The organism is Cyclobacterium qasimii M12-11B, from assembly GCF_000427295.1.
GTDB lineage: Bacteria > Bacteroidota > Bacteroidia > Cytophagales > Cyclobacteriaceae > Cyclobacterium > Cyclobacterium qasimii.
Genome location: NZ_ATNM01000123.1, coordinates 39,283 through 64,759, shown reverse-complemented (window position 1 = coordinate 64,759; position 25,477 = coordinate 39,283). Strand labels below are relative to the sequence as shown.

The window sequence follows — 25,477 nt, the reverse complement described above, 5'->3', positions numbered from 1 at the left end:
TTCTAAAAAGGATGTTGTTTTTATAAAGAGTAGACTAAGAAAATGATAAAGAAAGATTTAGGGAATAGTGAGGAGAATGAAATTATTGTTTCAGTAGTTATCCCCACTTACAGAGATTGGAATAGACTGAGCCTTTGTTTATTGGCATTGGAAAAACAAAGCTTCCCTTCTAGGAACTTCGAAGTTATAATAATAAATAATGACCCTAATGATCCTGTACCGAATGATTTACCCATCAATGGATGGGTGATGTTAGCAGAGGGGAAGCCAGGCTCCTATGCTGCTAGAAATGCAGGTATAGCGACAGCTAAAGGGAGTATTCTAGCGTTCACTGATTCGGATTGTATTCCAGATAAAGATTGGCTTCTCGAAGGTTTAAAGGAATTAGAAAGATCTGGAACTTCCAGGGTTGGGGGAAAGATAGATTTGTTTCAACCTATGAATGGTAGCCAATCGGCATTTATTTACGAAAAGTATTTTGCCTTTCAGCAGGAACGAAATGTCAAAGTGTTTAAGAAATCAGTAACAGGCAATTTCTTTGCGGAAAAGTTTCTTTTTGATAAATATGGAGCTTTTGATGAAGGGTTAATGTCCGGTGGAGATTTCTTCTGGAATTTGAAGGTCAGTGAGAAAGGGGAGAAAATTGGTTTTGCTGAATTGGCAATAATTAATCATCCGTCCAGAAACTCTATTAAAAAGATAACAAGCAAAAAGAAGCGAACAATTACTGGATATTACAAAGAAACCTATTCAAAATTGAAATATGGAAAGCAGTTTCTTGTGCTATTTAAACGTTTAATACCTCCAATGTTTAGGATAAGATATATTAAATTTGAATCTACTTCAGATTATTTTCAAGTGCTGATGATTCGTTGGTACGTTGAATTGGTTGGAGTCAAACATTTAGTTGAGTTGCAGTGGGCAGATAAAAACAATAAAACCAAGCAAAATTGCGTCTAATGAAAAAAAATATTTCCCACATGGACCGGTTTATCAAGAAGTCTCTCCATGAAGAAGAAATCCTAATAAAGGATTTGATCAATGAAATCATTGCTTTTAAAAAGTGGATTATTGTCGTGGCCTTGATTGTGTTCACTTTAGGTTTGACTTACATTCTGACCTCTTCGGATGAATATACAACCACTTCTAAACTATTAATGGAGCAATCAAATGGGATAAATTCCAAAGCGCTGGGAGGACTGGCATCAATAACTGGTTTGGGCAATCTAGGGATAGGAAATCAGAATACTGAAGCCTTGCCTCCGGAATTAATACCAGAGCTCGTTATGGAAAGTGATTTTTTAAAGCTGCTTTTGTATGAAAAAGTTTATTTGGAAGAGGTGAATGATAGTATTTCTTTAGTTCATTTCGTTAACGAATATGAAAAACATAATTTTTACTACCACTTGGTAAGGTTTCCAAACAAATTGAAATCGATTTTTTCTTCTAAAGTGAATACAGAAGTTGAAAATAATGGAGATCCAATTTCTCACGAAAATGAAGCTATTTTAGCATTCGATGTGAGGGAAAGAAAAACCATAGCGCAACTCAAAACGAGGATTGAGGTAGAAAAAGAAGAGCGACTGTTGGTTATAAAAACAAAGATGCCAGAGCCATTAGCCAGCGCCCAGCTTAATGAGATTTTAAGTAGATTTCTCAAAGAATATTTAACTAAGATAATACTGGATAAGGATGTTAAGAATTTTGAGTTTATAGAAGAAAGAACAAAAGAAGCAAAAAACAGAGTGGAACAAACCCAGAAGAAATTAGCAAACTTCAGGGATGGAAATAGAGGTATAAATTCACAATTATTGAAAACGGAAGAAGACAGACTTTTGGCAGATTTTAACTTGGAATTTAGTCTTTATAATTCCTTGGCTCAGCAAATGGAACAAACAAGGATTAAGGTACAAAATGCGACCCCTTTAATGACTGTTTTTCAAAAACCTCAATTACCTACCGTTCCTAGTGAACCAAAGTTTTTGTTATTGAGCATTGTCTTTCTTGTATTAGGAGGAATTATTGGGGTTTTGTTCTTTTTTGGGCTCTTGGTTGTAAGAATGCTAATAATTCATTTCTCGCATGTTTAGCGTAATAATCCCTATTTATAATAAAGCTCCTCATTTAGATCGAACCATAACTTCAGTTTTGAACCAAAAATTCGAAGAGTGGGAATTGATATTAGTAGACGATGGGTCTACTGATGGAAGTTATGAGAAAGCAAAATCATATTCAGATAGTCGGATACAGTTGTTCACAAGAAATGAACCTGGTCCTGGAGGGTATGCAGCTAGAAACTTGGGTATAAAAAAGGCTAAATACGAGTGGGTTGCATTCTTGGATGCGGATGATGAATGGATGGACAATCACTTGTCAACCTTTCTGGAATTGATTGAGATACAACCTGAAACTAACATCGTATCCACTTCATGGACAGATAATTTTGAAGAAAATAAGGAAGGGAGATTTTTTCCAAATACTTATAATTTAAAGCACAAAACAAAAGGGATTCACGAAATAACACTCCCTGTTTTTTTACAGAATAGCATAAATGGAGCGCCACCATTTTGGACTGGAGCAGTTGGCTTTCGAGCGGACCTTCTCCGTGAAATCGAAGGGTTTCCTGAAGGAAGATGTAAAAGAGGTGGGGATGTGGATACCTGGTTAAGAGCTATTTATTATGGTGAACCAGCGATTTGGTCTCCAAAATTAACGGTGGTTTATCACCGTGATTCTGTAAATATGGTTACCAAATTACAGGGATTTGAGTTAGGTTGTGAATTCACCACTGTAAAGAAGCTAGCTGAAATGTCTAATGACAAGGAAGTAATTAAGCTTTTGTTCCAGTTTTTAAATGCTAGGGTGGTAAGCAGGTGGTTGCAAACGTTAAGAGTTGGACAAAATCCCGAATCTTTATGGGGCAAGGTAAAATGGAAATACCTCACCAAAAAAGGGGCAATTATAACCTTCTTTTCAATCCTTCCGTCGAGTATGGCCAGGCAACTTTATCGATTGACAAATAAAGGTAAGTACGACTAATTGGCAACCTATTGAAGTTTTCTCTTCCTGATAAAATTCCACTAAAAGAAATCCAGAAATGGGATTTTTTTTCTGTGTTATTAATGGCTCTGGTTTTTATGAGGGTTTTTATGGATAGGTCTGGTCTAGGTGCCATCGTTGGCATTGCCTTGCTCGGTGGGTTTTTCTTCCTTCTTGTTTTTAAATTGAAAATACCCAAATACTTACTACTTTATTCTTCCTTATTTTTTCTACTCGTAGGTTATGCATTTTTTAATGCTGTGGCTTTGCATGGTGAACCATTTTTCACCTTCAGAGGGGTTATAAGGTATTTTTCGTACTTCGCTATTTTTATATTAGCCTATTATAGCAAGGTTTCTTTTAAGCAAATCTTCAATCTATATACGCTTATAGTATTGATTCAGAGTTTATTGGCAATATATCAATTTTTGATTTTGGGAATGGCCAGACCAAGTGGAACATTTATTAACTCAAATCATTTCAGTTATTTTCTTGTCCCATATTTTTCGATTTTATTGATCGTGTATAAAAGGTACTTACCGGCACTCTTCGTGTTTCTTTTATCTGCTTTCTTGGGAGGAATGGGGGGTGTAATAAGTTTAATATTGGTAGTTTTTCTTTTTTATCCCATTATGCTAAACGATGGCAAAAGATTGTAGCCATATTCATGTTCCCCATTTTTATGGTGGGAGCAGGCTTTTTAATGCAGAATAGAGTAAAAGAATTAACTGATGTTACTTCCATTTCAGAAAGATTGGCAGAGAATCAAGCTGGGGGTGGTAGTTCATTGGTGTGGAGGATTGTGACTTGGAAATTAATGTATGATGAGCTTCTAGAAAAGGATGGACTGTACACGGGTATGGGTTTAGAGTACGCCTCCTTGGTTAGTCCTTATTTTTTGGAAAGTAGTATAAGAGAGCCCCACAATGATTACGTACGAATATTATTAGAATTTGGCTTGTTTGGATTTGGTCTGTTTTTATTTGCCTTATTTTATGGCTTGAATAGGGTGAAAAAGAATGCTGATAAACAGCAATCGCCTTTTTATTATGCCATTTACGCTGCATTAGCAGCTATATTTTTAGGTATGATTGTTGGTAACATTGTCGTGTTGAGTACACTATGGTGGTTATTATTGACTATAATTGCCATTATGCACAAAGAAGATAAGCTGAAGGAATCAAAAGTGATAGATTAAAATGAAAAGTAAACTTGCAATAGTAACACCGGCAAAAAATGAAGCCAAAAATATCCCCAATTTGATGAAGGGGATGGCCGGACAAACCAGAAAACCTGATCTTTGGGTATTTATAAATGATGGAAGTACCGATGATACTGTCAGCGTTTTCAAAGAAGAACAGCAAAAGTTTGAAGCAGACTTTGTTGATACGGAGATTCTTTTGGTAGATTATGAAGATGAGGATAAGTCTTACGCACTTGGCCCCAAGTACAGTAGGATTATTAAATTCGGACTAAACAAGATTTATGATCATGAGAAAGAGGAGAGATTTGATTATGTAGGCATTCTGGATGCCGACGTTGTTCCGGAGGTTGCATACTATAAAACAATACTTGATAAATTTGAAGGGAATCCTAAATTAGGTATCGCCTCTGCTGCTAAGCAACAAGAGGATTATGGTACTGAAATCATCACAAGTTATGTGAATAAAAGCTTTGCCCCTAGTGGATTCAGGGTATGGCGAAGAGCATGTCTAGATCAAACAGACTACACTATCTCTGTTTCCCAAGATTCAGTATCTGCTGCAAAAGCAATAATGATGGGTTGGAAGGTGCAATCTTTTCCAGAGCTGGAGGTGAGTCTTAGGCAACGTGGAGCTAAGTTTGGCTATGAGTATTATGGAAAGTCGGCTTACATGAGGCATGTGCCTTTTTTTTATGTATTAGCTGGGGCGGCAAGGATGTACCTTTCAGGCAAAAAAGCTGATGCAAGGCAATACATTAATGGATACAACGATTCGGCCAAGCAAAAAATCAATAGAATAGAAGATCCTTTGGCAATTAAATATTTTAAAAACAGGTTCTATTATAAAATTATGGGAAAATAATGAAACCGAAAGTGATACTGTTGATTTACGGTTCTGGCGGACATAGGACTCAAATGGAGAGGTTTTTGCATAAAATCGCTAATGAAAACATGGATTTAGATGTCAAGTTTATTGGGATTACAGAAAGTGGTGCATCCATAAATAATACCAAAATCGTAGAATCATTTGAGCAACCTGCTTTTAGAAACAAATATTTTTCGGTAATGAACCTGGTGAAAACCCCTAAAAGTACTTTAATTTTATTTCTTGTTTCTTTAAGATTAAGAAGAAATACGATGTCCTTTCCGTTATCTCTACCGGACCTGGGTTGGCGATTCCATTTTCATTTTTATTTAAAAGGGGACATTCAAAAATTGTTTTTATTGAAACCTGGTCTCGGTTTGAAACACAATCTTACGCAGGGAAGGTGATGTATAGGCTTGCTGACAAATTCTATATTCAAAATAAATCTCAAGTAAAATTTTACCCTAAAGCAATTTACTCAGGATTGTTATGAAGATTTTGGTCACAGTTGGGACGACTAGATTTGATTCCCTAATTAAGTATATTGACGAAACATTTGCTGATTCCGCAATTGAATTCACCTTTCAGATAGCCGATGGGAAATATGAACCAATTAATTTCCCGTTTTTACTTTTAACTCTGAAATTGACACCTATTATAATGAAAGTGATATAGTGGTGTGTCATGCTGGAGCGGGGACCATATATAAGTTGTTGGGGATCAATAAGAAAACGATAATTGTTCCTAACACTGAAAGGACTGATAATCATCAATTGGATATCGCTGATTATATGGGGACTCGTGGATACGCTATTACTGTGAAAGATTTTTCTTTATTGGCTGAGGCAATTAGAAAAGTTACAGAAACGGAATTAATTTCTTTTGAAAAACATGATTTTGATAAAACGAGGGAAATTATGTTGTTTAGTCTAGGTGAACTTGACAACTAATTAATCCAGTATTAATAAATTACAATGAAAAACCAATACCACTGCTGGCTGATTTTCTTGTTTATGTTTTTGGGCATGGAGCATTCTTTTTCTCAGAATTTAGCACCTGGGAGTCCTGTACTGGAAGAATTTGGAAGAAGGAAACAATTGCTTTCTGATGACATTGACTCTTTGAAACAAGCAGGATTAAGGCCTGATCTCTCAGTTACAAGCCTATTTTCTACCCCTGAGAAAAGTTCAAAAAAGAGCTATGAAATTTCGCTTTTACCAGTGCAATTTAACATGGGATACAATAGCAAGAGACCTTATGGATACGGAGGGTATGGCATGCCTAATGGGAGAGGATTCGAACAATACATTAGCACGGGGGTCTATGGTCGCTTAGGTTTTCTACACGTACAACTTCAGCCAGAGTATGTTTTTGCTCAAAACAAAAGTTACCAAGGCTTTGGAAGTGACCATTCCGATAAGGTTTTAAGGGATCGGTTTCACTATTGGAATAGAAATGATAGACCCGAATTGCTGGGGAATGGAAATTCCAGTAGAGCTTGGTGGGGACAATCCAGTATAACTGCAAAGTTTGGTGGTTTTGAAACAGGAGTTTCTACGCGTACCATCTGGTGGGGACCAGGTCAATGGAACGCCTTGACTTTTTCAGGAAATGCAGAAAGCTTTCCTCATCTGACACTAAACTCTCATCGCCCTTTAAAAACCTTTCTAGGACATTTTGAAGGCCAATTGATTGTAGGTAGACTAGAGAGTTCAGGTATGAATGCCTCACAAAATGAGACTCTCAATGAAAAATATTTCCTCCCCTTGGATGAGGATTGGAGGTACCTAAATGCAATTACCATAAATTATCAACCCAAGTGGGTACCTGGTTTATATTTAGGTTTTATTAGAACTTTTCAGCAATACAGTGCTAAGAGGGGAACTCAGTTCAGGGATTATTTACCCATTTTCGATGCTTTCCAGAAAATAGAATATTTCGAAGATGGCAACTCTGTGGCATTTGACAGTGAGGCAAGAGACCAGCAGGCGACACTTTTTCTTAAATTCCTTAATAAAAAAGCAAAATTTGAGATCTATGCTGAATACGGAAGAAGAGACCATGCCTTGAATTGGCGAGATGCAATTTTAAATCCAGAACACTCGAGAGCCTATTTAATGGGATTTCAAAAATTGTTCTCTTTAAACAAAGAGAACAGCTACCTTCAAATCCGAAGTGAAATTCTTCACCAACAGGAATCTGTGAACAGGTACATACGCTATGAAGCTCTAGGAGGAAGAACTTCCTGGGCGACCCATTACCAAGTAAGAGGTTTTACCAACAGAGGCAAAGCCCTTGGCTCAGGAATTGGAACTGGAAGTAATAGTCAGACTTTCGAAGTTGCTGTTGTTGAGGGTTTCAACAAATTGGGGATAATGGTGGAACGGATCGCCAATCATCAAGATTTTTATTATAGGGCATTTGGGCAGGATGAAGAAATGCTCCCTTGGGTCGATCTTACTATTGGCGTGTTGGCAAACAAACAATGGAAGAACTTTTTATTAGGTTCCCAATTTCAATTAGTGAATGGAACAAATTACCAGTGGCAAAGCGATCCCGCAAGCACTGCATCTTTCCCCAAAGGAAAAGACTTAATGTCTTTTCATGGAACAATTAATTTGGTGTATTTATTGGGTGTAAATAAGTAAGACACCCTTTTCTTAATTTTAATAACAAGAAAGTATAATGAGAATTTTGGTTACGGGGACCGCAGGTTTTATTGGCATGCATTTGGCGAAAAAGCTGTTGGACAGGGGTGACGAGGTTGTAGGCTTAGATAGTATTAACGATTATTACGATGTAAGTTTAAAGAATGATCGGTTAAGAGTGACTGGGATAGAGCCAAATAACATTAGTTATGGAAAACCTATTGTTAGTATAAAATACCCGAATTACACCTTCGTTCAGCTAAAACTTGAAGATAAAGAGGGTTTATTCCAACTATTTAAAGAACAAAAAATTGATAAAGTAGTCAATTTGGCAGCGCAGGCTGGGGTTCGGTATTCATTGACAAACCCTGATGTGTATATACAATCCAATATAGTTGGATTTGGCAATATTTTGGAAGCTTGCCGGCATCATGAAATCCAGCACCTGGCCTATGCTTCCTCCAGTTCCATTTATGGCCTGAATACCGACATGCCTTTTTCTACCAGTCAAAATGTAGATCATCCTGTTTCTGTTTACGCTGCGTCTAAGAAGTCAAATGAGTTAATGGCGCATACTTACAGTCATCTTTTTGGACTACCTACAACCGGATTACGTTTTTTTACAGTGTATGGTCCATGGGGTAGACCAGATATGGCACTATTTCTGTTTACTAAAGCTATAATTGAAGGGAAACCTATTCAGGTTTTTAATTATGGAGAGATGCGCCGGGACTTTACCTATGTAGGAGACATCGTAGATGGAGTATTGAATGTGTTGGATAATCCTCCAAAACCTAATTTGAATTGGAACTTGGAAACAGGGGATGTTAGTAAATCTAAAGCTCCTTATGCAATTTACAACATAGGAAACTCAAACCCTGTTCGATTAATGGATTTTATTAAGGAAATAGAGGATTGTTTGGGGTTAAAGGCAAATGTTAATTTGCTTCCATTACAACCGGGAGATGTGCCAGCTACTTACGCAGATACAACACCTCTTGAGGAAGAGCTTGGTTATAAGCCGAATACGCCTCTAAGCTATGGTGTTGGGCAATTTGTTGAATGGTATAGAAGTTATTATAAAGTTTAAGGATTTATGGTGTTTATGAAATTTTATCGCAAAATTTTAATATTGTAAGGTCCTAATGTGTATTTTTGTGAAAATCTTTTACCTATGAATATTTTTCTGGCAACAGTTACTTCATTTTTCTTTGGTTTTTTAATGACGCCAGTCCTGATTTTGATTCTTAAAAAAATCAAATTTACTGAGGCCCCTGGAGGAAGGAGAATCCATGCTGGAAGTATCCCTTCAATGGGTGGGATTGCCATAGTTTTCGCCACCTTTGTGGGCTTATTTGCTTGGCTTAGTTTTGATCAAATAGTTGAAACGCGCTATTTTTTAGTTGGACTTGCAATTATGTTTTCAGTAGGCTTAAGAGATGATCTTATCGAGTTAACGGCTCTTCAAAAACTGGTTGGACAATCAATTCCAGCTTTTTTTGTTATCGTTATGGCTGATATCAGGATTTCTAGCTTGTATGGTTTTATGGGCGTTTATGAAATCCCATACCTTATCAGTGTTGCGGTTACTTTCTTTGCAATTTTAGTGCTAACCAATTCATTTAACCTCATAGATGGAGCAGATGGATTAGCAGGATCCTTAAGTTTGGTTACCCTAAGTATTCTCGGCTTTTGGTTTTATACAGCAGGGATGATTTCCTATAGCCTAATCTCTTTCACTTTAGTAGGTGGGATTTTTAGCATTTTTAGTATTTAATTGGCACCCTGCAAAAATCTTTATGGGGGATACCGGGTCACTAAGTGTGGGGTTTAGCCTTACCGTATTAGTGATTTTATTTGTAGATAAAACTGGTTTGATGGCTCCTTGGGAAGGATTGAAATTAAACGCTCCCTTTTCTGCCGGACTTGCTTTTTTGATTGTTCCTGTATATGATACCGTTAGGATATTTATTAAGAGGACAATGAATGGTAGGTCTCCTCTTAAACCAGACAAAAGCCATGTTCATCACTTTTTAATTAGAATGGGTTTACATCATGACCAGGTTTCTTTGGTTTTGGTGGTTGTCAAACTGTCATTTATTTCCATTGTGTTTTTTGGATATTCACTTAGTGATCATATTTTGCTACCTACCATTGCTATCATTGCTACTGTGTTAGGTATATGGATGGACAGGAAGACCTTGGAAAAAGTGAAAATTAATTGTAAAAATTCTCCTTCAGTTTCTGGCAAAAATGCCGACCGGGTTAAGAGACGTCAAAACAAACGCAAACCATCTATTGCGAAAAATATGTTTTCCAATAATAAGATTAATATGAATTGAATCTGAAATTTGCTTTTAGACTGATTCAAAAAAAGGCGTTGAGTATTCAACGCCTTTTTTTGTGCATAAGCCTTAATGTTAGGTTCGAGACCTTAGATATGTGGAAATGATTGCTTCTGCAATAGCCCCTTTGTCTAACCCCGCGAATTAAATATCACATATTTCAACACCTTGCTTTAAAGATGCAATTTTATCCGTTCTTTTTGGGATAAATTCCTGACCGATAAAGCCAGTATATCCGGTGTCCAAAATTGCCTTCACAATTGCGGGATAGTATAATTCCTGACTCTCATCTATTTCATTTCGACCAGGTACTCCTCCTGTATGGTAATGGGAAATATATGGGTGGAATTCTTTTATCGTAGCTATTACATCGCCTTCCATAATTTGCATGTGGTAGATGTCATACAGTAATTTCAAGTTTTCAGAGCCGACAGCCTTACACAATTCAACTCCCCAAGCAGTGTGATCAGCCTGATAATCTTTGTGATTCACTTTACTATTGAGCAGTTCCATGCACATTATTATGCCATGTTCTTCTGCAATAGGCATGATCTTTTTCAAACCCATAGCGCAGTTGGTTATGCCAATATTATCGTTCAAACCATTCCTATTGCCTGAAAAGCAAATGATTTGCTTGTAACCAGCAGCAGCCACTTTCGGGATTTCTTCTGCATAACTTTGGATCAATTCATCATGTAGCTCTGGATTATTCCACCCTTTCTCTATGCCTAATCCGGCTCCCCAAGGCATGGCACAATAAAGTCCGTATTTGGATAAAATTGGCCATTCTTCAGGTCCCGCCAATTCTATGGATTTCAATCCAATCTCTACAGCAGCCTTACACAAATCTTCAAATTCAATGTCATTGTAACACCATCGACAAACGGAATGGTTTACATTTCCTTTTAATTCAACTGGTAAATGAGATTCTGCTGCAGATAGCCGGTGAGACAATGAAGGCACTAGCATACTTGCCAGTCCTGTTCCTGCAATTTTTTTCAACACCTTTCTTCTATTGTTAAGATTTTTCATTGCTTTTTGTTTAGAATAAGCCAACCATGATTTTTTTTGATTCAAGTCGATTTTGTCCGATTTTTTCTTTTTACTTTGAAGTATTTTCGATACTTAGCTGGCCTTCTTTAATGACATTAAATAGGCTACCAAGTCTACCAATTCCTGAGTACTCATCGATTTCTCTAAACCGGTTGGCATCATGGAATTTTCAATTTGTTTCATCGAAGACATGTCACTTGTTTTGATGGCCATAGTGCTGCCTCCGGGTAGTTTCAAATCAATATCAGTTTCTGTTTGACTGCTAATGATACCGCCCAAAGTACTTCCATCTTTCATATGGATAAGGTATCCCTCATAGCCAAAACTAATTCCAGCATCAGGATGGATAATAGAAATGAATTGAGCCTCTTTAGATAGTTTACTGCCAATTTCAGATAACTTAGGGCCGAAATCCATGCCTGTGCTTCCTACCTGATGGCAAACAGCGCAATTGTTTTTAAAAACAACAAGCCCTTTTTCTCCGCTTCCTTCCATAGCCATCAATTCGCTCATGGAAGGAAGTGGGTTGTCTTCATCTTTCGAGTTGTCTAAATAACTAGCCGCTTCAGACCTGATATTTCTCCTCCAGGCACGGCTTACTCCCGAAACAGCTGATGCGATTAGTTTTGTTGGTAGCTTGTCTTCCTTTAGTAATTCCAACACCCGATCTTCTCCGCTATAACTCCCGCCAATTGCAGAGGCAGCTTCTTTTCTGACATTAATGGGTAATTTAGAATTGAATGTGATCTCTTCCAAAATAGCAATCGATTCATTGTTTCCTATTCCTTTTAAGGACGTCAATGTCGGATATATCCTTTTTTCATCTTTGCTGTAAAGTTCCTTAAGGATTATCTCTTTTCCTCCTTGATTTAGAAGTAAACTAATTGCAGTTTTCCCCATGTTATTGTCATTTTCATTGATAGCCATTTCCAGTAAACGCTGATTCTCTGAAGAATCTTTGAATTTATGAACCAACTCTAAATAGGCTTCAGTGCCATAGGTTTCGTTCAATGTGTTTCTCAAAGCTTCTTGTGCAAGAGGTGATCCCTTTAAATAAGGAGAGGGGAGATGGGTCAAAACCAGTCTTGTTAATCGTTTATTCGATTCCTGACTTTCTTTAGCCAATTGTTCTTTTTCAAGCATTTTTAATAAAGCACTTGATTTCCTTTTTGGTCAGGATTAAAGTCAAAGGCCCTAAAGTACCTCAACCTGTCGTCCATTGCTATTTTAGCATCTGAAGCCAAAATAGCTAGTTCAGGAATTGCTTCTCCGGTTCTGGATCTCCAAATGATATCTTGGCCAGCTTTACTGTTAATTACTTCCTTCCCTGCTTTTTTTAGCCATGTAGTATAGTATTTATCCCAATTACCTGTAGCGCCTATCCCCAATGCTTCCAGGTTCCACCTGTCTTCCCCGTCATGTTGCATGGCCAAAGTGGTCCAAAAAGAAGCTGCCTGTTCCCCATTATAATTTCTCAAAGCTATCGCTACTTCTCTTCTTACTTGAGGGGCTTTATCAGTAACTAATTTTTGAATTACTGGCTCCAGGTCAATGTCAGTTTGCCTGGCTGCTCGGAAAGCAGTAATCCGAATGTTTGGATTGTCATTTTCGAGCGCTTTTTCTATATACTTCTTGCTGTTGTCCTCTATTTTAGTAAGTAACCACAATGCTCTGGCCTTGAGTCTTGGGTTTTTGTTTTCATTAAAGACTTGCTCTAAGGCTGGTGCAGCATCATTGCCCATGGCTTTTAAGTTTTTCCAACCCTGATAGCGCATAGATAGATTAGGGTTTAATAAAGCTTCAATTGCTCCTTCCAATGTGTTTAAGTCATAGGTAGGGACCTTATAAGCCTCGCCTGGGCTGGAAACTCTAAATATTCTTCCCCTGTTTAAATCACCAGCCTGATGTCCACCAACTCCTGGATCATACCAATCAGCCACCATTAAAGATCCATCGGGGGCCACACAGACATCTGAAGGTCTAAACCATTGGTCCTTGCCTCCTTCCATGATGTTTTCTATAGTGGCTTTATAGCCAGCGCCATCATTTTGTACAGGGTAAGCCCTTACCACGTTTGGCCCTGCATCAGTATGGATCATTTGGTCCCAAAATACCTCTGGTAAAGCCCTACCTTCATATACCACCATGCCTGTCGGAGAACCTGCTCCTGTTTGTAAAAGATTAGGCACTACTCCGGGGTCATTTAAATGCCAATGTTGTAAGGGGATTTCTTTTTCCAAATTGGTTCTGTTGGCTTGCCAGCCTGCATTGGTGATTTCATCCTTATAACCAAAATTGCCATATTCCATTACATAATTGATCCGTACACCTTTATTGCCATCGTCATCATTGTCCGACTGCCACATGGTGCCATAAGAGTCCACAGCTACTTCATAATTATTCCTGAAATTTTGACCAAGAACTTCTATCTCTGAAAAATCAGTATTACTCCTGAAGACAAGCCCTTGTTTATAATTTTCAGGATTTATAGCTTTGCCGTTTTTATCTTTTAAAATAGCACCATTTTTGTCAGTGATGGTTCCTCCGGCATTTCCGAAATTAAAGTAGAATTTCCCATCAGGCCCAAATACAAATGCATGCATGCCATGGTCATGTTGTTCTCCACCAATTCCCTTAAAAATCACCTCTTTTTTATCTGCTTTATCATCCCCATCCGTATCCGTTAGAAGCCATACGTAAGGACTTTGGGAAACAATTACCTGATTACCCATTACCCATATGCCCAAAGGCGCGTTTAATTCTGGAGATTGGTAGAAGACAGTGCTTTTGTCTGAAACACCATCTCCATCAGTATCTTCTAGGATCAATATTCGATCCCCTTCTGGTTTGGTTTCATTTCCTGTTAATGCAGGTCTGTAATTGTAAGCCTCACAAATCCACACCCGACCTTTATGGTCAATGTCAATATTTGTGGGATTCGTAAGCGTAGGCTCAGCAGCAAAGAGAGTAACCTCTAATTGTTCGTTCACTGTAATACCTAGCAGCGCATTTTCTGGGTTTCGTTTTTCTTCTTCTGTTAACAGATCGAAAGAATGGATTGATTCTGGTTCTTTTTGTTTTCCTTACAGGAAACCCCCAATAGGAGGAATAGAAACAGCCCTAATGATTTTATTTGGAGTTTTTTGGCTATCATTATCAAAGTGGGATTGTCTATTGTTAATTATAATCTTTTAATAAAAAGAAATTTACATTATTTACCCAATAATAACAGCAATTTTTTTGCAGTTGGTTTACCATTTACACAAAACGTTGTTTGGCTTTCAATTGTCTTTGTTATTTTTAAAATTGGATTATAAAATAGATTCCCAATTTACTGTATTGGCCTTTTGTAGGAAGTGATTTTATCAGGATGTAGTTTATCTACCGCCTATTTTAGGTTAAATTCTAAAGAACAAGATGGTTCGAACCTATATTTGAGGTTTTTTTTTAAAAATAAATATCCGGTTTCTTGAAATAGAGAGCCGTGTTTTAATCAATTAACATTTTACCCATTTCACTGTGAAAAGAAGAAAATTTATTCAACAAGCAGGTATTATAACAGGGTTGGCTGGGATTGCGCCAATCCATGCCTTTTCTAATGATTTATTAGTTGCTAAAAAAGTACGAATAGGAATAGTTGGCGGGAGATTCGGTGCCTCATTCTTTTTTCATGAGCAGCCTAACTGCATTGTAGAGGCTGTAAGTGACCTAAGGGAGGATCGTAGAAATCACCTTAAGAAAACCTACAAATGTGAAAAAAGCTATAATTCCCTGGATGAGTTATTAAAAGACCCTAAAATTGATGCTGTTTTTCTAGCAACACCAGCTCCTGATCATGCCAGACATACAATTGCAAGCTTAAAAGCAGGGAAACATGTGCTGTGTGCAGTTCCCTTAGGTATGACCATTGAGGAATGTCAGGAAATAAAGGAAACAGTATTGAAAACTGGGAAAAACTTTATGATGGCAGAAACCAGTGTCTACATGCAGGGGACAATTTCAGCCAGGAAGTTTTATAAGGAGGGTCGTTTTGGAGAAATCTTTAGCGCAGCAGCAGAATACAACCATCCTGGTTTAGAAGTACTTTGGTTTGAAGATGGAAAGCCTACATGGAGACATGGTCTGGCGCCGATGAATTATCCTACGCATTGCACGGCTTTGCTGATAAGTGTTACAGGTGAAAGGTTAAAGAAAGTAAGCTGTCTAGGTTATGGCAAAGGAGAGGGTTTGTTGAAAAATAATCCCTACAACAATCCATTTTGGAATGAAACAGCTTTTTTTCAAACAGACCGAGGTCATCCTTTTAGGGTAGAAGTCAACTGGAAAGGGGCATTAAGGAATGCTGAAAGAGGAGAATGGAGAGGAGAGAAGATGAGTTTCTACCTTCCTACAGGGCACTCCAGTGAGCCCACTTTGGTAACCAACGCATCTGAAATGGGAAAAGATGATGCTGGCTTTGAACATACAAGGAATAAGGTAGAGCCTTATGAGATTCCTGAATGGTGGCAAACGGATATGCTTCCCGAGTCTATGAGGCATAAAAGTGGACATGATGGATCCCATACTTTTATTACCCATGAATTTATCCAGTCAATTGTGGAGGAACGGATGCCGGAAGTGAATATTTATGAAGCGCTTGCCTATACGGTTCCAGGTATTGTTGCCCATCAATCCTCTTTGAAAGGTGGTGAATTATTAACGATTCCTGACTTTGATGATTGATTAAAAAAGGAGAAGGAAATGACTTGAAAATTCCTCGATGGTGGTAACCGGATAGGCTATGCCTAGCTGTTTGGCTGCCAATTGATAAATGGCTTCTTTTTTCATCCCGGCATTGCGCATTTGCTGAATGGAATAGCTCCCGTTGGATTTGGAAAGTTTTTTTCCTTCTTCTTTAAATAATTGGTGATGGTAAAATGAGCTGTTGCCGAAACTGTTTTCTTTTAACTTGTTTGAAAGGTATACCTGCGCTATTGAAGAGGGCAATAGGTCCATGCCTCTAACAACTAGGTCAACACCATAGCTTAAATCATCCATCAAGGAAGCCAATTGGTAGCTTGCAAAGCTATCTTTTTTTTGAAGCATGAAGAATTCCATCGCACCTGGTAAGTGATATGTTGTTTGGCCTTTTGAATAAAGGTTTAATGAGATTGAATCGTCCTTTTGGGTTACCAATCTTAATGAAGTATGATTTTTCTTAAAAGGTAAGTTGCGTTGAATACAGGTTCCTGTACACCATCTCTTTGGGTGTCTTTTTAACAGCGTTTTTCGAGAACAATCACAGGCGAAAACCAAGTTGTTCTCCTTTAATTCTTCGATAGCGGCGCTGTACAATGCCTGCCTATGAATTTGAGAATAGTCTTGTTTAAATTCCTTTAAATTTCTTGGGCCCTCGTCGTAAGGTATTTCTAAAAAATCGATGGTGTCAAAAATATCCTGTATGTATTCTGATTTGACACGTTTCTGATCTAAATCATCGATGCGGAGAAGTATTTTGGCCCCATGCTTTTTGGCCAGGCTAACTGTGATGAAAAAAGAAATAACATTTCCCAAGTGAAGGTAACCACTAGGAGTAGGAGCCAATCTGGTTTTATTGAATTCGGTTGGATCCCTATTCATGGGTTTCGTTTAAGTTAACAGGGATAAACCTCGCAAACAATTCTTCTTTATACCAGCCTTCATCCTTAACTTTTTTAACAACCTCTCTATGATCAGAGTTGTAGGCATAATTTTCCATTTGCTCGCGACTGTTCCAATAACTGAATGTGGCTTGTTCTATTATTGGCCATTCTCCTATACCTTTGGTATATATCAATCCCTTGGCTTTTTCTATGGCAAGACTCGTTTTAGGGACAAAATTTAAAAATCTGAAAACTTTTTTAAATTTTACCCGAGCTCTGGTAATCACCATTATTGGCCCATCAGTTGTTTCATTTGAGGGAGTAAATGGTTTGGCTCCATACCAGGTGCCATGGCTTTGAATGCAATGCATCCAATAAGTAAAATTGCTTGAACATTGCTGGTTAAATCTGAGGTAACTTTCAGACAAGCTAAAGTTTTTAGCTGCATCCAGATCTTCCCATACCATTAATAATGCATAAGTTGAAAGGTCCGGTTTTAATGAAAAGCCAAAACCTCCGCCTGTCCCCATCAATTTAAAGAACTTTTTACCCTTGGCTTTTTTTAAAGGAGAGAGGGCCAGTTGCATTTGATTAAATGCCCACCAGCGGTTTTTTTCAGGATATTGAAAAAAGGTAATGGATACGATTTCCTTTGGTGCATTCATGGCATGGATAGGTCGAATTAATTCGATGCTGCATTCATTTTTACAAGTATAATCAAGCACTTTTGCATAACCATAAGCATCAATCAAAAACTTTTTTAATAATAACCCTAATTAAAAGGATGGCCATGGCGATGGTGGTGCCTGCAATTACGAATTCCATGTTGCATTTTGGTTTTTAGGTCCGTGATGAGGTAGCAATTGAATTGCGTGAGTAGCGTCGCAGAAATCCAATGGGCAACCAATTAACTAATGTTGTAACCCCAAAATAGTAATTATGGTTTATTTAAAGCTTCACAAAAAGTTAAATTTGACCTTTGCAATTCATTCGGTTTCTATATTACCTTTGTGAATTATTTAGAATCCATGGTGCAATTAAAAACAAGAAGAATTTCAGCAGGCGCTTTCTTTTTCCTTACAGGATTATGCTTTTCATCCTGGGCGTCCAGGATTCCCGATTTTCAGCAAAAATTTTCTTTGAGTGAAGGACAACTTGGCTCAGTGCTATTGGGTCTTCCTCTTGGTTCTTTACTTGCCTTACCTCTCGCCGCATGGGCAGTAGTGAAATTTGGCAGCAGGTCGGTAGTGATGGTCGGCTTGTCCTTGTATATTTTGGTATTGGTTGGAATTGGATTTTCAATGGATGCCTTTTTTCTAAGTGTGATGGTGTTTATTTTTGGCATGATAGGTAACATGATGAATATATCATTGAATACCCAGGCCTTAAACCTGGAAAAGGATTATGGTAGAAATATTTTAGGATCCTTACACGGTTTATGGAGTTTGGCCGGTTTTGCTGGGGCAGGTATCGGTGGACTTATGGTTTATTTTAAATTGTCTCCATTTCATCACTATTCAATTGTTTCTTTGATAGGTGTTTTTGTGATTTTTACTTTTCGGAATGGGTTTGTGCCTGAAGTTCAGGATAAATCAAATTCAGTAAAGGGGATGGTTTGGAGAAAGCCAGATAAAACACTTCTTAGACTCGGTATGGTAGGGTTTTGCGGGATGATGTGTGAAGGGTGTATGTTTGATTGGTCTGGGGTCTACATGAACAAAGTGGTGATGGCGCCAGCCTATTTGGTCCCGACGGGATACATTGCTTACATGGGATCTATGGCCATTGGTAGATTTGCTGCAGATAAATTAGCCCATCGTTTTGGGATGATAAGTGTATTACAAGGTTCTGGAATTTTGATTTTCTCTGGACTGGTACTGTCTATAGCATACCCTTTTGTTTATACGGTTATAATAGGATTTTTAATGGTAGGGCTTGGGACAGCAGCCATAGTGCCGCTTTGTTTTAGTCTGGCAGCCAATTCTACTTCATTGCCGACTGGCATTGCCATAGCTATGGTTTCCACGATTTCTTTTTTGGGTTTTTGCTAGGTCCTCCATTGATTGGTTTCATTGCCGAGTTGACAGGTTTAAAGGCTTCTTTCGCCTTGATGTCTTTGGTAGGCTTAATGGTTTCAATTTTAGTTTATTTAAGCAAAAAAAGTTTTATGCCTAAAGCTGCCTTATAAGATCCTTTTATATTTAAAATTAAGGCTATTGCATTTTAGAATTTAATCACTATTTTTACCAAAATTTAATACCATACCAAATCGGTAGGTTTTGTAGAATAATAAAAACACCTGGCATGCAGGAATCCTTGATTTCAAAAAAACTTTATTCAAAGGAAGAGATAAAAGTCCTCAACGAAAAGTACCGGGATTTATCGGTAGAGGAGCGCGTGGTACAGTTATACAAAGATTTTGATGCTGGCGATGTGATGCTCACAAGCTCTTTTGCGGCTACTTCAGCATTGTTATTGAGTGTATTCTCTAAAGGCAATTCAGAGCAAAAGATTTATTTCATTGATACGGGGTACCATTTCTCTGAAACCCTCGAGTATCGAGAAAAATTAACAGAATTGTACGGTTTAAATGTGGAATCTGTCAGTGCTGGTAAAGAAGATCATGAATTTACAAGTAAGAATACTACATGGAAAACTGATCCGGAATTGTGTTGCTCTATTAATAAAGTGAAACCACTTGAATTAATTAAAAGTAGATTTTCAGTTTGGGTTTCTGGTTTAATGAGTTGGCAAAGTGACCACCGATCCACGTTGGATATCTTTGAAGAACGAGGAGGGATTCTTAAGTTTTATCCTTTATTGGATGTTACTGAAGAGGAAAGAGATGCTTACATTAAAAAGCATGATCTCCCCTTTCATCCACTAATCGCTTTTGGATATCACTCTATTGGGTGTAAACATTGTACCGTTCCAGGAGCAGATAGAAGTGGCCGATGGAACAATAGCCCGAAAACGGAATGTGGGCTTCACCTTTAAGTATCGGATTTTTAATAGCTTCTGTGTAATATTAATAAATGAGTTTTTTAAAACAAAGCCTATCTTAACTTTTGGATGGGCTTTGCTTTTTGTATAGTTTTGGCGCTATAATAAACTTTAAACCCAATGAAAAAATCCCTGTTCTTACTTTCCCTCGTGGTTGTCTTTTTTGCCTGTAAACCTGAAAAGAAGGTTGAAATTATAGAATCACAAACGTCTCCATCTTTAGACTCCCTGAGTCAAGCTTTAGGTTGGCCTGAAGATTTGGCCATTCAGTATTTTTCTGGTCCGGACATAACGCCAAGTCCAGCCTGTTTAGCCGTATCTCCTTATGGGGAAGTATATGTAGGAGTGGATGCCATTGGCTCTCTTGGTAAAACGCCAGGAAAAGGGAGTATCGTGAAATTAATAGACAGTGACAACGATGGTCAGGCCGATATACATACTGTTTTTGCGACCGTAGACAATCCAAGAGGGATTATTTCACTAGGTGATAAATTGTTTGTACTTCATACGGTGTTTTCAAAGCAAGACAGTTTAGCTACTGGTATGGACTTGGTAGTGTTTGAAGACAAAGATGGCGATGGAATTGCAGATGGTCCATCAAAACCTTTAATACAGCACATTAGCTCACCTAAATTCTTACAAAGCAGAGGGACAGATCATGCTACCAACGGAATTCGTCTTGGTATAGATGGATGGATTTATATTGCAGTTGGAGATTTTGGTTTTCATGGGGCAGTAGATAGGGATGGAACCGAATTAACCATGTTAGGTGGTGGCGTTTTAAGGGTTCGCCCTGATGGTACCGAAATGGAAGTATATACCCATGGGTTAAGGAACATATACGATGTTGCCATTGATCCCTACATGAATATGTTTACCCGAGGCAATACCAATGACGGGGGTGGCTGGAACATTCGTTTTATTCATCAAATCCAGTCAGGTGAATATGGATACCCTGTCTTGTTTAAAAATTTTACGGAAGAGATTATTCCAGCCCTTATAGATGTTGGAGGTGGTTCAGGTACAGGAGCTTTATATCTTCAGGATGATCACTGGCCTACCAAATACAACAATAACCCACTGATGGCAGATTGGGGCAGAAGTCAAGTGTTTATTCACAAAGTGACCGAAGATGGCCCTTCTTATACACAGGCTGAAGAACCATTTTTCAAATTGCCTCAGGTTACAGACCTGGACATTGATGGATCTGGTAGAATGTTTATGGCCGCTTGGGATGGAGCTGGATATTCAGGGAATGTTGGTAAAGGTTATGTGGTCAGGGTTGTTCCCAAGGTGTTGGAATACAGTGAAGTGCCAAACCTCCCTACTTTAGATATTGATGATTTAGTGGATTTGCTTAGAGAGAATAGTGCCACCCTTAGGATTTATGCCCAACAGGAGCTGATAAAAAGAGGTTCTGAAGGTGCAGCGAATGAGGTTTGGGAATTGGCTACAGATGAAGATGCTGCTGATTATTCCAGAGTAGCAGCCATGTATGCTTATACTCAGATCAAAGGAGTAGAGGCAGTTCCTCAGTTGTTGACTTTAATGAATGATGCTCAACTCAAAGAATATGTAATTAGAGCGATTACTGATCGCAAAGATTTTATAGAGAAGCTAACCATTGCTCCCTTTGTGGAGGCATTGGAAGATCCGTCTGTAAGGGTAAAAGCGGCAGCCATCATTGCCCTGGGCCGAATTGGAGACAAGGCTGCTATACCTCAATTGTTAGCCACACATGTTCCTGACTCCTTCCAGGCTCCCAAATATGGGGAAGAAGGGCCTCATGCCACACCTAATGCTGATATAATATTGCCGCATTTGGCCGTAAGGGCATTAGTTAATTTGGAGGCGGACGAAGAAAGTTTAGCGGCAGTAGGTTCAGGGAATTCTAAATTAGGACTATGGGCTTTGCGTTACCTGCATTCCAAGGCTGCTGTAACTGGTTTGATCGCCAAATTCAATGGTGCTGGCACGGAGGAGCTTGAATTGAAGCAAGGGATATTGACTACTTTGGCAAGACTGTATACTCAAGAAGCACCCTACAATGGTTCTTGGTGGTGGGGAACCAGGCCTGATACACATGGACCCTATTATAAATCAGTATTGTGGTCTGAGTCTGCACAAATTAAAGACCTATTCAAGAAGCTTTGGGACAATGGATCTCAAAGTGAAAAAGATTTGATTGCAATGCTCAACGAGAAAAACAGAATGGGAATCACTGAATTTGGGGGCGATTTTTCTGTCACTGAAATTATTGAGGAATCAGAGGTGGATTTAGAGAAAATCAAAAATCAAAAAGGGCAAGTTGGAGCATCCTCAATAGAGGACATTCTTTTGGCGATGCAAGAGGTGAAGGGAGAAGCCATTAAAGGAGAAGCAATCTTTCAACAACAAGGTTGTAAAGCCTGCCATAGTATTTCTGCTGATGAGCAAATGAAGGGGCCTTTTATGGGGCAAATTGGGAGTATCATGAGCAGAGAGCAAATCGCTGAATCCATTTTAAAACCCAATGCTTCAATTTCTCAAGGATTTGCGACCGTCATGATATCAACTAAGGATGATAAGTCTTATGTAGGCTTCGTAACTGCCGAAAGTGCAGCACGTATTGTTATCCGAAACATTGCAGGACAAGCGTTTACTATTTTGACGGATAATATAAAGGAACGCACGGAGCTTGAGAATTCTATGATGCCAGTGGGATTGGCCAATGCGCTTTCTTACGAAGAATTTGCTTCCTTGATAACCTATCTCTCAGAGCAGAAATAAAGCATACCCATAAGCTGGGAAAACATAAACCCAATCAAAATCCTGACTAAATTTTCAGGATTTTGATTGGGTTAAATTTTAATATTTTTCTGAAGAATATTAGACAGCTATAAAACTTCAGATTAAAATTTGTTCTTAATCTTAGAAAACCAAGAGGGTGAATTACTTTCCTTATCATTGAATTGATCATCTCCTAATAACATGCCTAGAGGTTGGAGTGGTTCGTAATGATCACACACCACCTTAAGCATCGCAGCGAAAGGAAGAAACAAGATCATACCAGCCACACCCCAGACAGAGGCACCTATTATTAAGCTCAAAATAGCTGCAAGGGCATTGATGTTAACACTATTCCCTACTACTTTTGGACTTAAGAAATTACTTTCGATGACCTGAATAAGCCAAAACATTATCGCGACAGCTAGAGGTACCCAAAGTTCGTCTTTGGACATAAATGCATAAAGAACTGGGATACTTGCTCCAATTGTAGTACCTACATATGGGATGATGGATAGTGAGGCCGCGAGAAAACCAAAGAGGAAGGGATTGTCAAGACCAATGATCCATAAGCCGGTACTATTGGCAAACCCAAGAATGATGATTAAGGTAAGCATTCCGGACAAATACTTTTGACCAACCAATTGGATTTTTTTAAGCATGTTGTGGAATTCTGATTTATGGTTTTCTGGAGCAAAACGCTTGAAAGCAGCCACTAACCCTTCTTTATAAATCAAGAATAAAAACGTGTAAATAATCGTGGTAAAAAGACCAGTGAAAAAACTAGTGGTACTGCTAAAAGTAGAACCTAACATTTCTGAAGCACCGTCTTTTGCCCAGGCTTTCGCGTCATCAAGAATTTTTTCTTTTTCAAGGTTTCCTAAAAAGCTCACGTTTTCATTAAGGTAACCTATTGAATCGGTAAATAACTTCATCAATTTGTCTCCGAAATTGGTCAATTCATCAGAAAGTGAAATGATTTCTGCAGAGAAAAACGTAAATACCCCAATTATCACCAGAAAGAAAGTAATCAGGACCAAAAATGCAGAAAGAATAATGGGTATTCCCTTGCGCATGAGTATATTATGCAAGGGATGGAGGATGAAAGAGAGCAAAAGGGCAAAACATAAAGATATTAAAACACTCTTTGCCAACACCATGGCAAATAAAAGGAGGAAAACGAAAGCAAGCGGATAAAAGGCTTTTTGAAAGGAGAGTTGCATAAGTATCTTTATTACAATTTAAAGTTAAATAGTTTATATTTGTAATGAGAAAGAATTTAAAACTGAAAAAATATTTTTTCAGTTATTATATTTCGTGAAATCGACACATTTACTTAAGTTTACTTCTAATTGAAAGGATAACAAGAGTGTACGCTATTATTTTAGCTCGAAATTTGAAATTAGTCATGTAATTCTATTACTTAGGTTTCAAACGGATATCTAAGAAGTTTAAATATCATCTTAATTTCTTTATTCAAAGCCTCTTGTTTGCCATCTAAGGGTACAACCATTTTAAATTTTTAAGACTTTTTAGCTGAACTTTAATCAAAATGTTATTTAATTCTTTTGAATTTCTTTTAGGATTTTTACCAATTACCCTATTTGTATTTTATTTCTTTGGCCCAAAACTAAAGCCCCCTTTTACAGGTCTTTGGTTACTGCTATGTTCCCTCTTTTTTTATGGTTGGTGGAATCCTGCCTACCTGGCATTGATTCTATTTTCAATAGGCTTCAATTATTTCATTTCTAAAAGAATTTACCCGGGAAAGAAGAAAACACTTATCTTAGGTATAACTGTCAACTTACTAGGCATTGTATTTTTCAAATACACCGACTTTGTCATTTATAACCTAAACTTTATACCTGATCTTTCCTTAGGTTACCTTAACCTGGTACTTCCTCTGGGAATATCTTTTTATACTTTCCAACAAATTGCCTACCTGGTAGACAGTTATAAAGGGACACAGAAAGAGAAAAATTTATTTTCATATGGATTATTCGTATCCTTCTTTCCCCAATTAATAGCCGGCCCTATTGTTCATCATTCTGAAATGATGGGGCAGTTCCGAAAGCCAAACCTTACCAAGCTTAATTACGACCACCTTTCAAGAGGTTTGTTCATATTCATGATGGGCTTGGCCAAGAAAATAATTATAGCAGATAGTTTTGCTATAATAGCTAACAAAGGATATGCCAATATTAACTCTTTGGGTTCAGCAGAAGCCTGGGCTTCCTCTCTGGCTTATTCCCTGCAGCTTTATTTTGATTTTAGCGGGTATTCCGCTATGGCTATCGGGCTTGGACTTTTGTTTAATATTAAGCTTCCCCAAAATTTTAATTCTCCATACAAGTCCTTAAGCATAAAGGAGTTTTGGAGAAATTGGCACATGACTTTAAGTAGGTTTTTAAGGGATTATGTATACATCCCCCTAGGAGGAAACAAGAAAGGGAATTTTAGAACGGGCTTAAACCTTATGGCTACATTTCTCCTGGGAGGTATTTGGCATGGAGCCGGATGGACTTTTGTTTTCTGGGGATTCCTGCATGGGGCAGCATTGGTAATTCATAGAGAATGGTCGAAATTGGGTTTGAATTTACCCAAAGTTTTAGCGCTTTTTCTGACCTTTTTATTTGTGAACATTACTTGGGTATTTTTCAGAGCTGACTCCTGGGGTGGTTCATTAGAGATGTTACAAAGGATGTTTTATATTGTTCCAGCAAGAGAAGATTTTTTCTTGGTGAGTAATTTTTACGACCTGCCAGTTTGGATAGCAGGAGTAATATTGCTTTTTATGCCCAATGCCATCGAATTTGGAAGAAGGCTGAAGCCTACTTTTACTTATCTGGTGTTAAATCTCCTGTTATTTTTGATCAATGTGATTTATCTCAATTCCATTGTTAAGAATGACTTTTTATATTTTGACTTTTAGT

Annotated in this window: 22 protein-coding genes and 1 pseudogene; 17 read left to right on the top strand and 6 right to left on the bottom strand. The window is 38.0% G+C overall.

The genetic code is table 11. The annotated features are described in order from the left end of the window. Window positions 1-42 precede the first annotated feature (42 nt). From ADICYQ_RS14840 to ADICYQ_RS28770, 12 genes and pseudogenes are all read left to right on the top strand, one after another. A complete protein-coding gene (locus tag ADICYQ_RS14840; protein ID WP_020889475.1) occupies window positions 43-960 on the top strand; it encodes a glycosyltransferase family 2 protein in 918 nt (305 codons plus the stop codon). Further along, a complete protein-coding gene (locus ADICYQ_RS14835; protein WP_020889474.1) occupies window positions 960-2,090 on the top strand; it encodes a Wzz/FepE/Etk N-terminal domain-containing protein in 1,131 nt (376 codons plus the stop codon). Before ADICYQ_RS14840 ends, ADICYQ_RS14835 begins: the two co-directional genes overlap by 1 nt. Next, on the top strand, window positions 2,083-3,039 hold the full coding sequence (locus tag ADICYQ_RS26130; protein WP_020889473.1) for a glycosyltransferase family 2 protein: 957 nt from the start codon (window positions 2,083-2,085) through the stop codon (window positions 3,037-3,039). Before ADICYQ_RS14835 ends, ADICYQ_RS26130 begins: the two co-directional genes overlap by 8 nt. Before the next feature lie 11 nt (window positions 3,040-3,050). Continuing rightward, entirely contained in the window at window positions 3,051-3,698 is a 648-nt protein-coding gene (locus ADICYQ_RS14825; RefSeq protein WP_020889472.1) for a hypothetical protein, read from the top strand. Window positions 3,699-3,706: 8 nt separating this feature from the next. After that, window positions 3,707-4,237, top strand: a complete 531-nt coding sequence (locus ADICYQ_RS14820; protein ID WP_020889471.1) for a hypothetical protein — start codon at window positions 3,707-3,709, stop codon at window positions 4,235-4,237. Between the two features lies 1 nt (window position 4,238). Continuing rightward, complete coding sequence (locus tag ADICYQ_RS14815) at window positions 4,239-5,105, top strand: glycosyltransferase family 2 protein (RefSeq protein WP_020889470.1); 867 nt, start codon at window positions 4,239-4,241, stop codon at window positions 5,103-5,105. Between the two features lie 241 nt (window positions 5,106-5,346). Then, the gene (pssD, locus tag ADICYQ_RS30340; RefSeq protein WP_081652368.1) at window positions 5,347-5,601 is read left to right on the top strand and encodes a PssD/Cps14F family polysaccharide biosynthesis glycosyltransferase; all 255 of its coding nucleotides are present in this window, start codon (window positions 5,347-5,349) and stop codon (window positions 5,599-5,601) included. Between the two features lie 139 nt (window positions 5,602-5,740). Then, a pseudogene (locus ADICYQ_RS26115) lies at window positions 5,741-6,058 on the top strand (glycosyltransferase); the annotation flags it as partial. Window positions 6,059-6,082: 24 nt separating this feature from the next. Continuing rightward, complete coding sequence (locus tag ADICYQ_RS14800) at window positions 6,083-7,756, top strand: capsule assembly Wzi family protein (protein ID WP_020889467.1); 1,674 nt, start codon at window positions 6,083-6,085, stop codon at window positions 7,754-7,756. Window positions 7,757-7,793: 37 nt separating this feature from the next. After that, the gene (locus ADICYQ_RS14795; RefSeq protein WP_020889466.1) at window positions 7,794-8,846 is read left to right on the top strand and encodes an NAD-dependent epimerase; all 1,053 of its coding nucleotides are present in this window, start codon (window positions 7,794-7,796) and stop codon (window positions 8,844-8,846) included. A gap of 84 nt (window positions 8,847-8,930) precedes the next feature. Then, entirely contained in the window at window positions 8,931-9,533 is a 603-nt protein-coding gene (locus ADICYQ_RS28775; RefSeq protein WP_020889465.1) for a glycosyltransferase family 4 protein, read from the top strand. Between the two features lie 22 nt (window positions 9,534-9,555). Continuing rightward, on the top strand, window positions 9,556-10,098 hold the full coding sequence (locus ADICYQ_RS28770; RefSeq protein WP_235114694.1) for an MraY family glycosyltransferase: 543 nt from the start codon (window positions 9,556-9,558) through the stop codon (window positions 10,096-10,098). Between the two features lie 147 nt (window positions 10,099-10,245). Here ADICYQ_RS28770 and ADICYQ_RS14785 read toward each other — a convergent pair whose 3' ends face one another. The 3 genes from ADICYQ_RS14785 to ADICYQ_RS28760 form a co-directional block, all read right to left on the bottom strand. Then, on the bottom strand, window positions 10,246-11,133 hold the full coding sequence (locus ADICYQ_RS14785) for a hydroxypyruvate isomerase family protein (protein ID WP_040416533.1): 888 nt from the start codon (window positions 11,131-11,133) through the stop codon (window positions 10,246-10,248). A gap of 93 nt (window positions 11,134-11,226) precedes the next feature. Further along, the gene (locus ADICYQ_RS28765) at window positions 11,227-12,297 is read right to left on the bottom strand and encodes a c-type cytochrome (protein ID WP_020889462.1); all 1,071 of its coding nucleotides are present in this window, start codon (window positions 12,295-12,297) and stop codon (window positions 11,227-11,229) included. Window positions 12,298-12,299: 2 nt separating this feature from the next. Then, entirely contained in the window at window positions 12,300-14,144 is a 1,845-nt protein-coding gene (locus ADICYQ_RS28760; RefSeq protein ID WP_051160232.1) for a PVC-type heme-binding CxxCH protein, read from the bottom strand. 529 nt (window positions 14,145-14,673) lie between these two features. Here ADICYQ_RS28760 and ADICYQ_RS14770 point away from each other — a divergent pair. After that, window positions 14,674-15,876 (top strand): Gfo/Idh/MocA family protein, encoded by a 1,203-nt coding sequence (locus tag ADICYQ_RS14770; protein ID WP_020889458.1) that lies wholly within the window; start codon window positions 14,674-14,676, stop codon window positions 15,874-15,876. Here the strand turns inward: ADICYQ_RS14770 and ADICYQ_RS14765 are convergent, their stop codons facing one another. Both ADICYQ_RS14765 and ADICYQ_RS14760 read right to left on the bottom strand, forming a co-directional pair. Next, window positions 15,877-16,773, bottom strand: a complete 897-nt coding sequence (locus tag ADICYQ_RS14765) for a glutamate--tRNA ligase family protein (protein WP_020889457.1) — start codon at window positions 16,771-16,773, stop codon at window positions 15,877-15,879. Then, entirely contained in the window at window positions 16,766-17,527 is a 762-nt protein-coding gene (locus ADICYQ_RS14760; protein ID WP_020889456.1) for a hypothetical protein, read from the bottom strand. Before ADICYQ_RS14760 ends, ADICYQ_RS14765 begins: the two co-directional genes overlap by 8 nt. A gap of 276 nt (window positions 17,528-17,803) precedes the next feature. Between ADICYQ_RS14760 and ADICYQ_RS14755 the strand changes: the two genes are divergently transcribed. The 3 genes from ADICYQ_RS14755 to ADICYQ_RS14745 all read left to right on the top strand — a co-directional run bounded on the left by ADICYQ_RS14755 (window position 17,804) and on the right by ADICYQ_RS14745 (window position 22,547). Continuing rightward, window positions 17,804-18,826, top strand: coding sequence for an MFS transporter (locus ADICYQ_RS14755; protein WP_316929314.1), 1,023 nt, complete (start codon window positions 17,804-17,806; stop codon window positions 18,824-18,826). A 253-nt stretch (window positions 18,827-19,079) separates the two neighbouring features. Next, on the top strand, window positions 19,080-19,772 hold the full coding sequence (locus ADICYQ_RS14750; RefSeq protein ID WP_020889453.1) for a phosphoadenylyl-sulfate reductase: 693 nt from the start codon (window positions 19,080-19,082) through the stop codon (window positions 19,770-19,772). Window positions 19,773-19,898: 126 nt separating this feature from the next. Further along, the gene (locus ADICYQ_RS14745) at window positions 19,899-22,547 is read left to right on the top strand and encodes a DUF7133 domain-containing protein (protein WP_020889452.1); all 2,649 of its coding nucleotides are present in this window, start codon (window positions 19,899-19,901) and stop codon (window positions 22,545-22,547) included. Between the two features lie 122 nt (window positions 22,548-22,669). On the opposite strand, the gene ADICYQ_RS14740 is transcribed toward ADICYQ_RS14745, so the two are convergent. Beyond that, window positions 22,670-23,767, bottom strand: coding sequence for an AI-2E family transporter (locus tag ADICYQ_RS14740; protein ID WP_040416488.1), 1,098 nt, complete (start codon window positions 23,765-23,767; stop codon window positions 22,670-22,672). 329 nt (window positions 23,768-24,096) lie between these two features. On the opposite strand from ADICYQ_RS14740, the gene ADICYQ_RS14735 reads away from it, so the two are divergent. Then, window positions 24,097-25,476, top strand: a complete 1,380-nt coding sequence (locus ADICYQ_RS14735) for an MBOAT family O-acyltransferase (protein WP_020889449.1) — start codon at window positions 24,097-24,099, stop codon at window positions 25,474-25,476. The last annotated feature ends 1 nt before the right edge of the window (window position 25,477 follow it).

What these genes read in the sequence shown, in the direction of transcription:
- ADICYQ_RS14840 (WP_020889475.1), top strand. Translation starts at nt 43, where the DNA reads ATGATAAAGAAAGATTTAGGGAATAGTGAGGAGAATGAAATTATTGTT.
- ADICYQ_RS14835 (WP_020889474.1), top strand. Translation starts at nt 960, where the DNA reads ATGAAAAAAAATATTTCCCACATGGACCGGTTTATCAAGAAGTCTCTC.
- ADICYQ_RS26130 (WP_020889473.1), top strand. Translation starts at nt 2,083, where the DNA reads ATGTTTAGCGTAATAATCCCTATTTATAATAAAGCTCCTCATTTAGAT.
- ADICYQ_RS14820 (WP_020889471.1), top strand. Translation starts at nt 3,707, where the DNA reads ATGTTCCCCATTTTTATGGTGGGAGCAGGCTTTTTAATGCAGAATAGA.
- ADICYQ_RS14815 (WP_020889470.1), top strand. Translation starts at nt 4,239, where the DNA reads ATGAAAAGTAAACTTGCAATAGTAACACCGGCAAAAAATGAAGCCAAA.
- ADICYQ_RS14800 (WP_020889467.1), top strand. Translation starts at nt 6,083, where the DNA reads ATGAAAAACCAATACCACTGCTGGCTGATTTTCTTGTTTATGTTTTTG.
- ADICYQ_RS14795 (WP_020889466.1), top strand. Translation starts at nt 7,794, where the DNA reads ATGAGAATTTTGGTTACGGGGACCGCAGGTTTTATTGGCATGCATTTG.
- ADICYQ_RS28775 (WP_020889465.1), top strand. Translation starts at nt 8,931, where the DNA reads ATGAATATTTTTCTGGCAACAGTTACTTCATTTTTCTTTGGTTTTTTA.
- ADICYQ_RS28770 (WP_235114694.1), top strand. Translation starts at nt 9,556, where the DNA reads ATGGGGGATACCGGGTCACTAAGTGTGGGGTTTAGCCTTACCGTATTA.
- ADICYQ_RS14785 (WP_040416533.1), bottom strand. Translation starts at nt 11,133, where the DNA reads ATGAAAAATCTTAACAATAGAAGAAAGGTGTTGAAAAAAATTGCAGGA.
- ADICYQ_RS28765 (WP_020889462.1), bottom strand. Translation starts at nt 12,297, where the DNA reads ATGCTTGAAAAAGAACAATTGGCTAAAGAAAGTCAGGAATCGAATAAA.
- ADICYQ_RS14765 (WP_020889457.1), bottom strand. Translation starts at nt 16,773, where the DNA reads ATGAATAGGGATCCAACCGAATTCAATAAAACCAGATTGGCTCCTACT.
- ADICYQ_RS14755 (WP_316929314.1), top strand. Translation starts at nt 17,804, where the DNA reads ATGGTGCAATTAAAAACAAGAAGAATTTCAGCAGGCGCTTTCTTTTTC.
- ADICYQ_RS14750 (WP_020889453.1), top strand. Translation starts at nt 19,080, where the DNA reads ATGCAGGAATCCTTGATTTCAAAAAAACTTTATTCAAAGGAAGAGATA.
- ADICYQ_RS14745 (WP_020889452.1), top strand. Translation starts at nt 19,899, where the DNA reads ATGAAAAAATCCCTGTTCTTACTTTCCCTCGTGGTTGTCTTTTTTGCC.
- ADICYQ_RS14740 (WP_040416488.1), bottom strand. Translation starts at nt 23,767, where the DNA reads ATGCAACTCTCCTTTCAAAAAGCCTTTTATCCGCTTGCTTTCGTTTTC.
- ADICYQ_RS14735 (WP_020889449.1), top strand. Translation starts at nt 24,097, where the DNA reads ATGTTATTTAATTCTTTTGAATTTCTTTTAGGATTTTTACCAATTACC.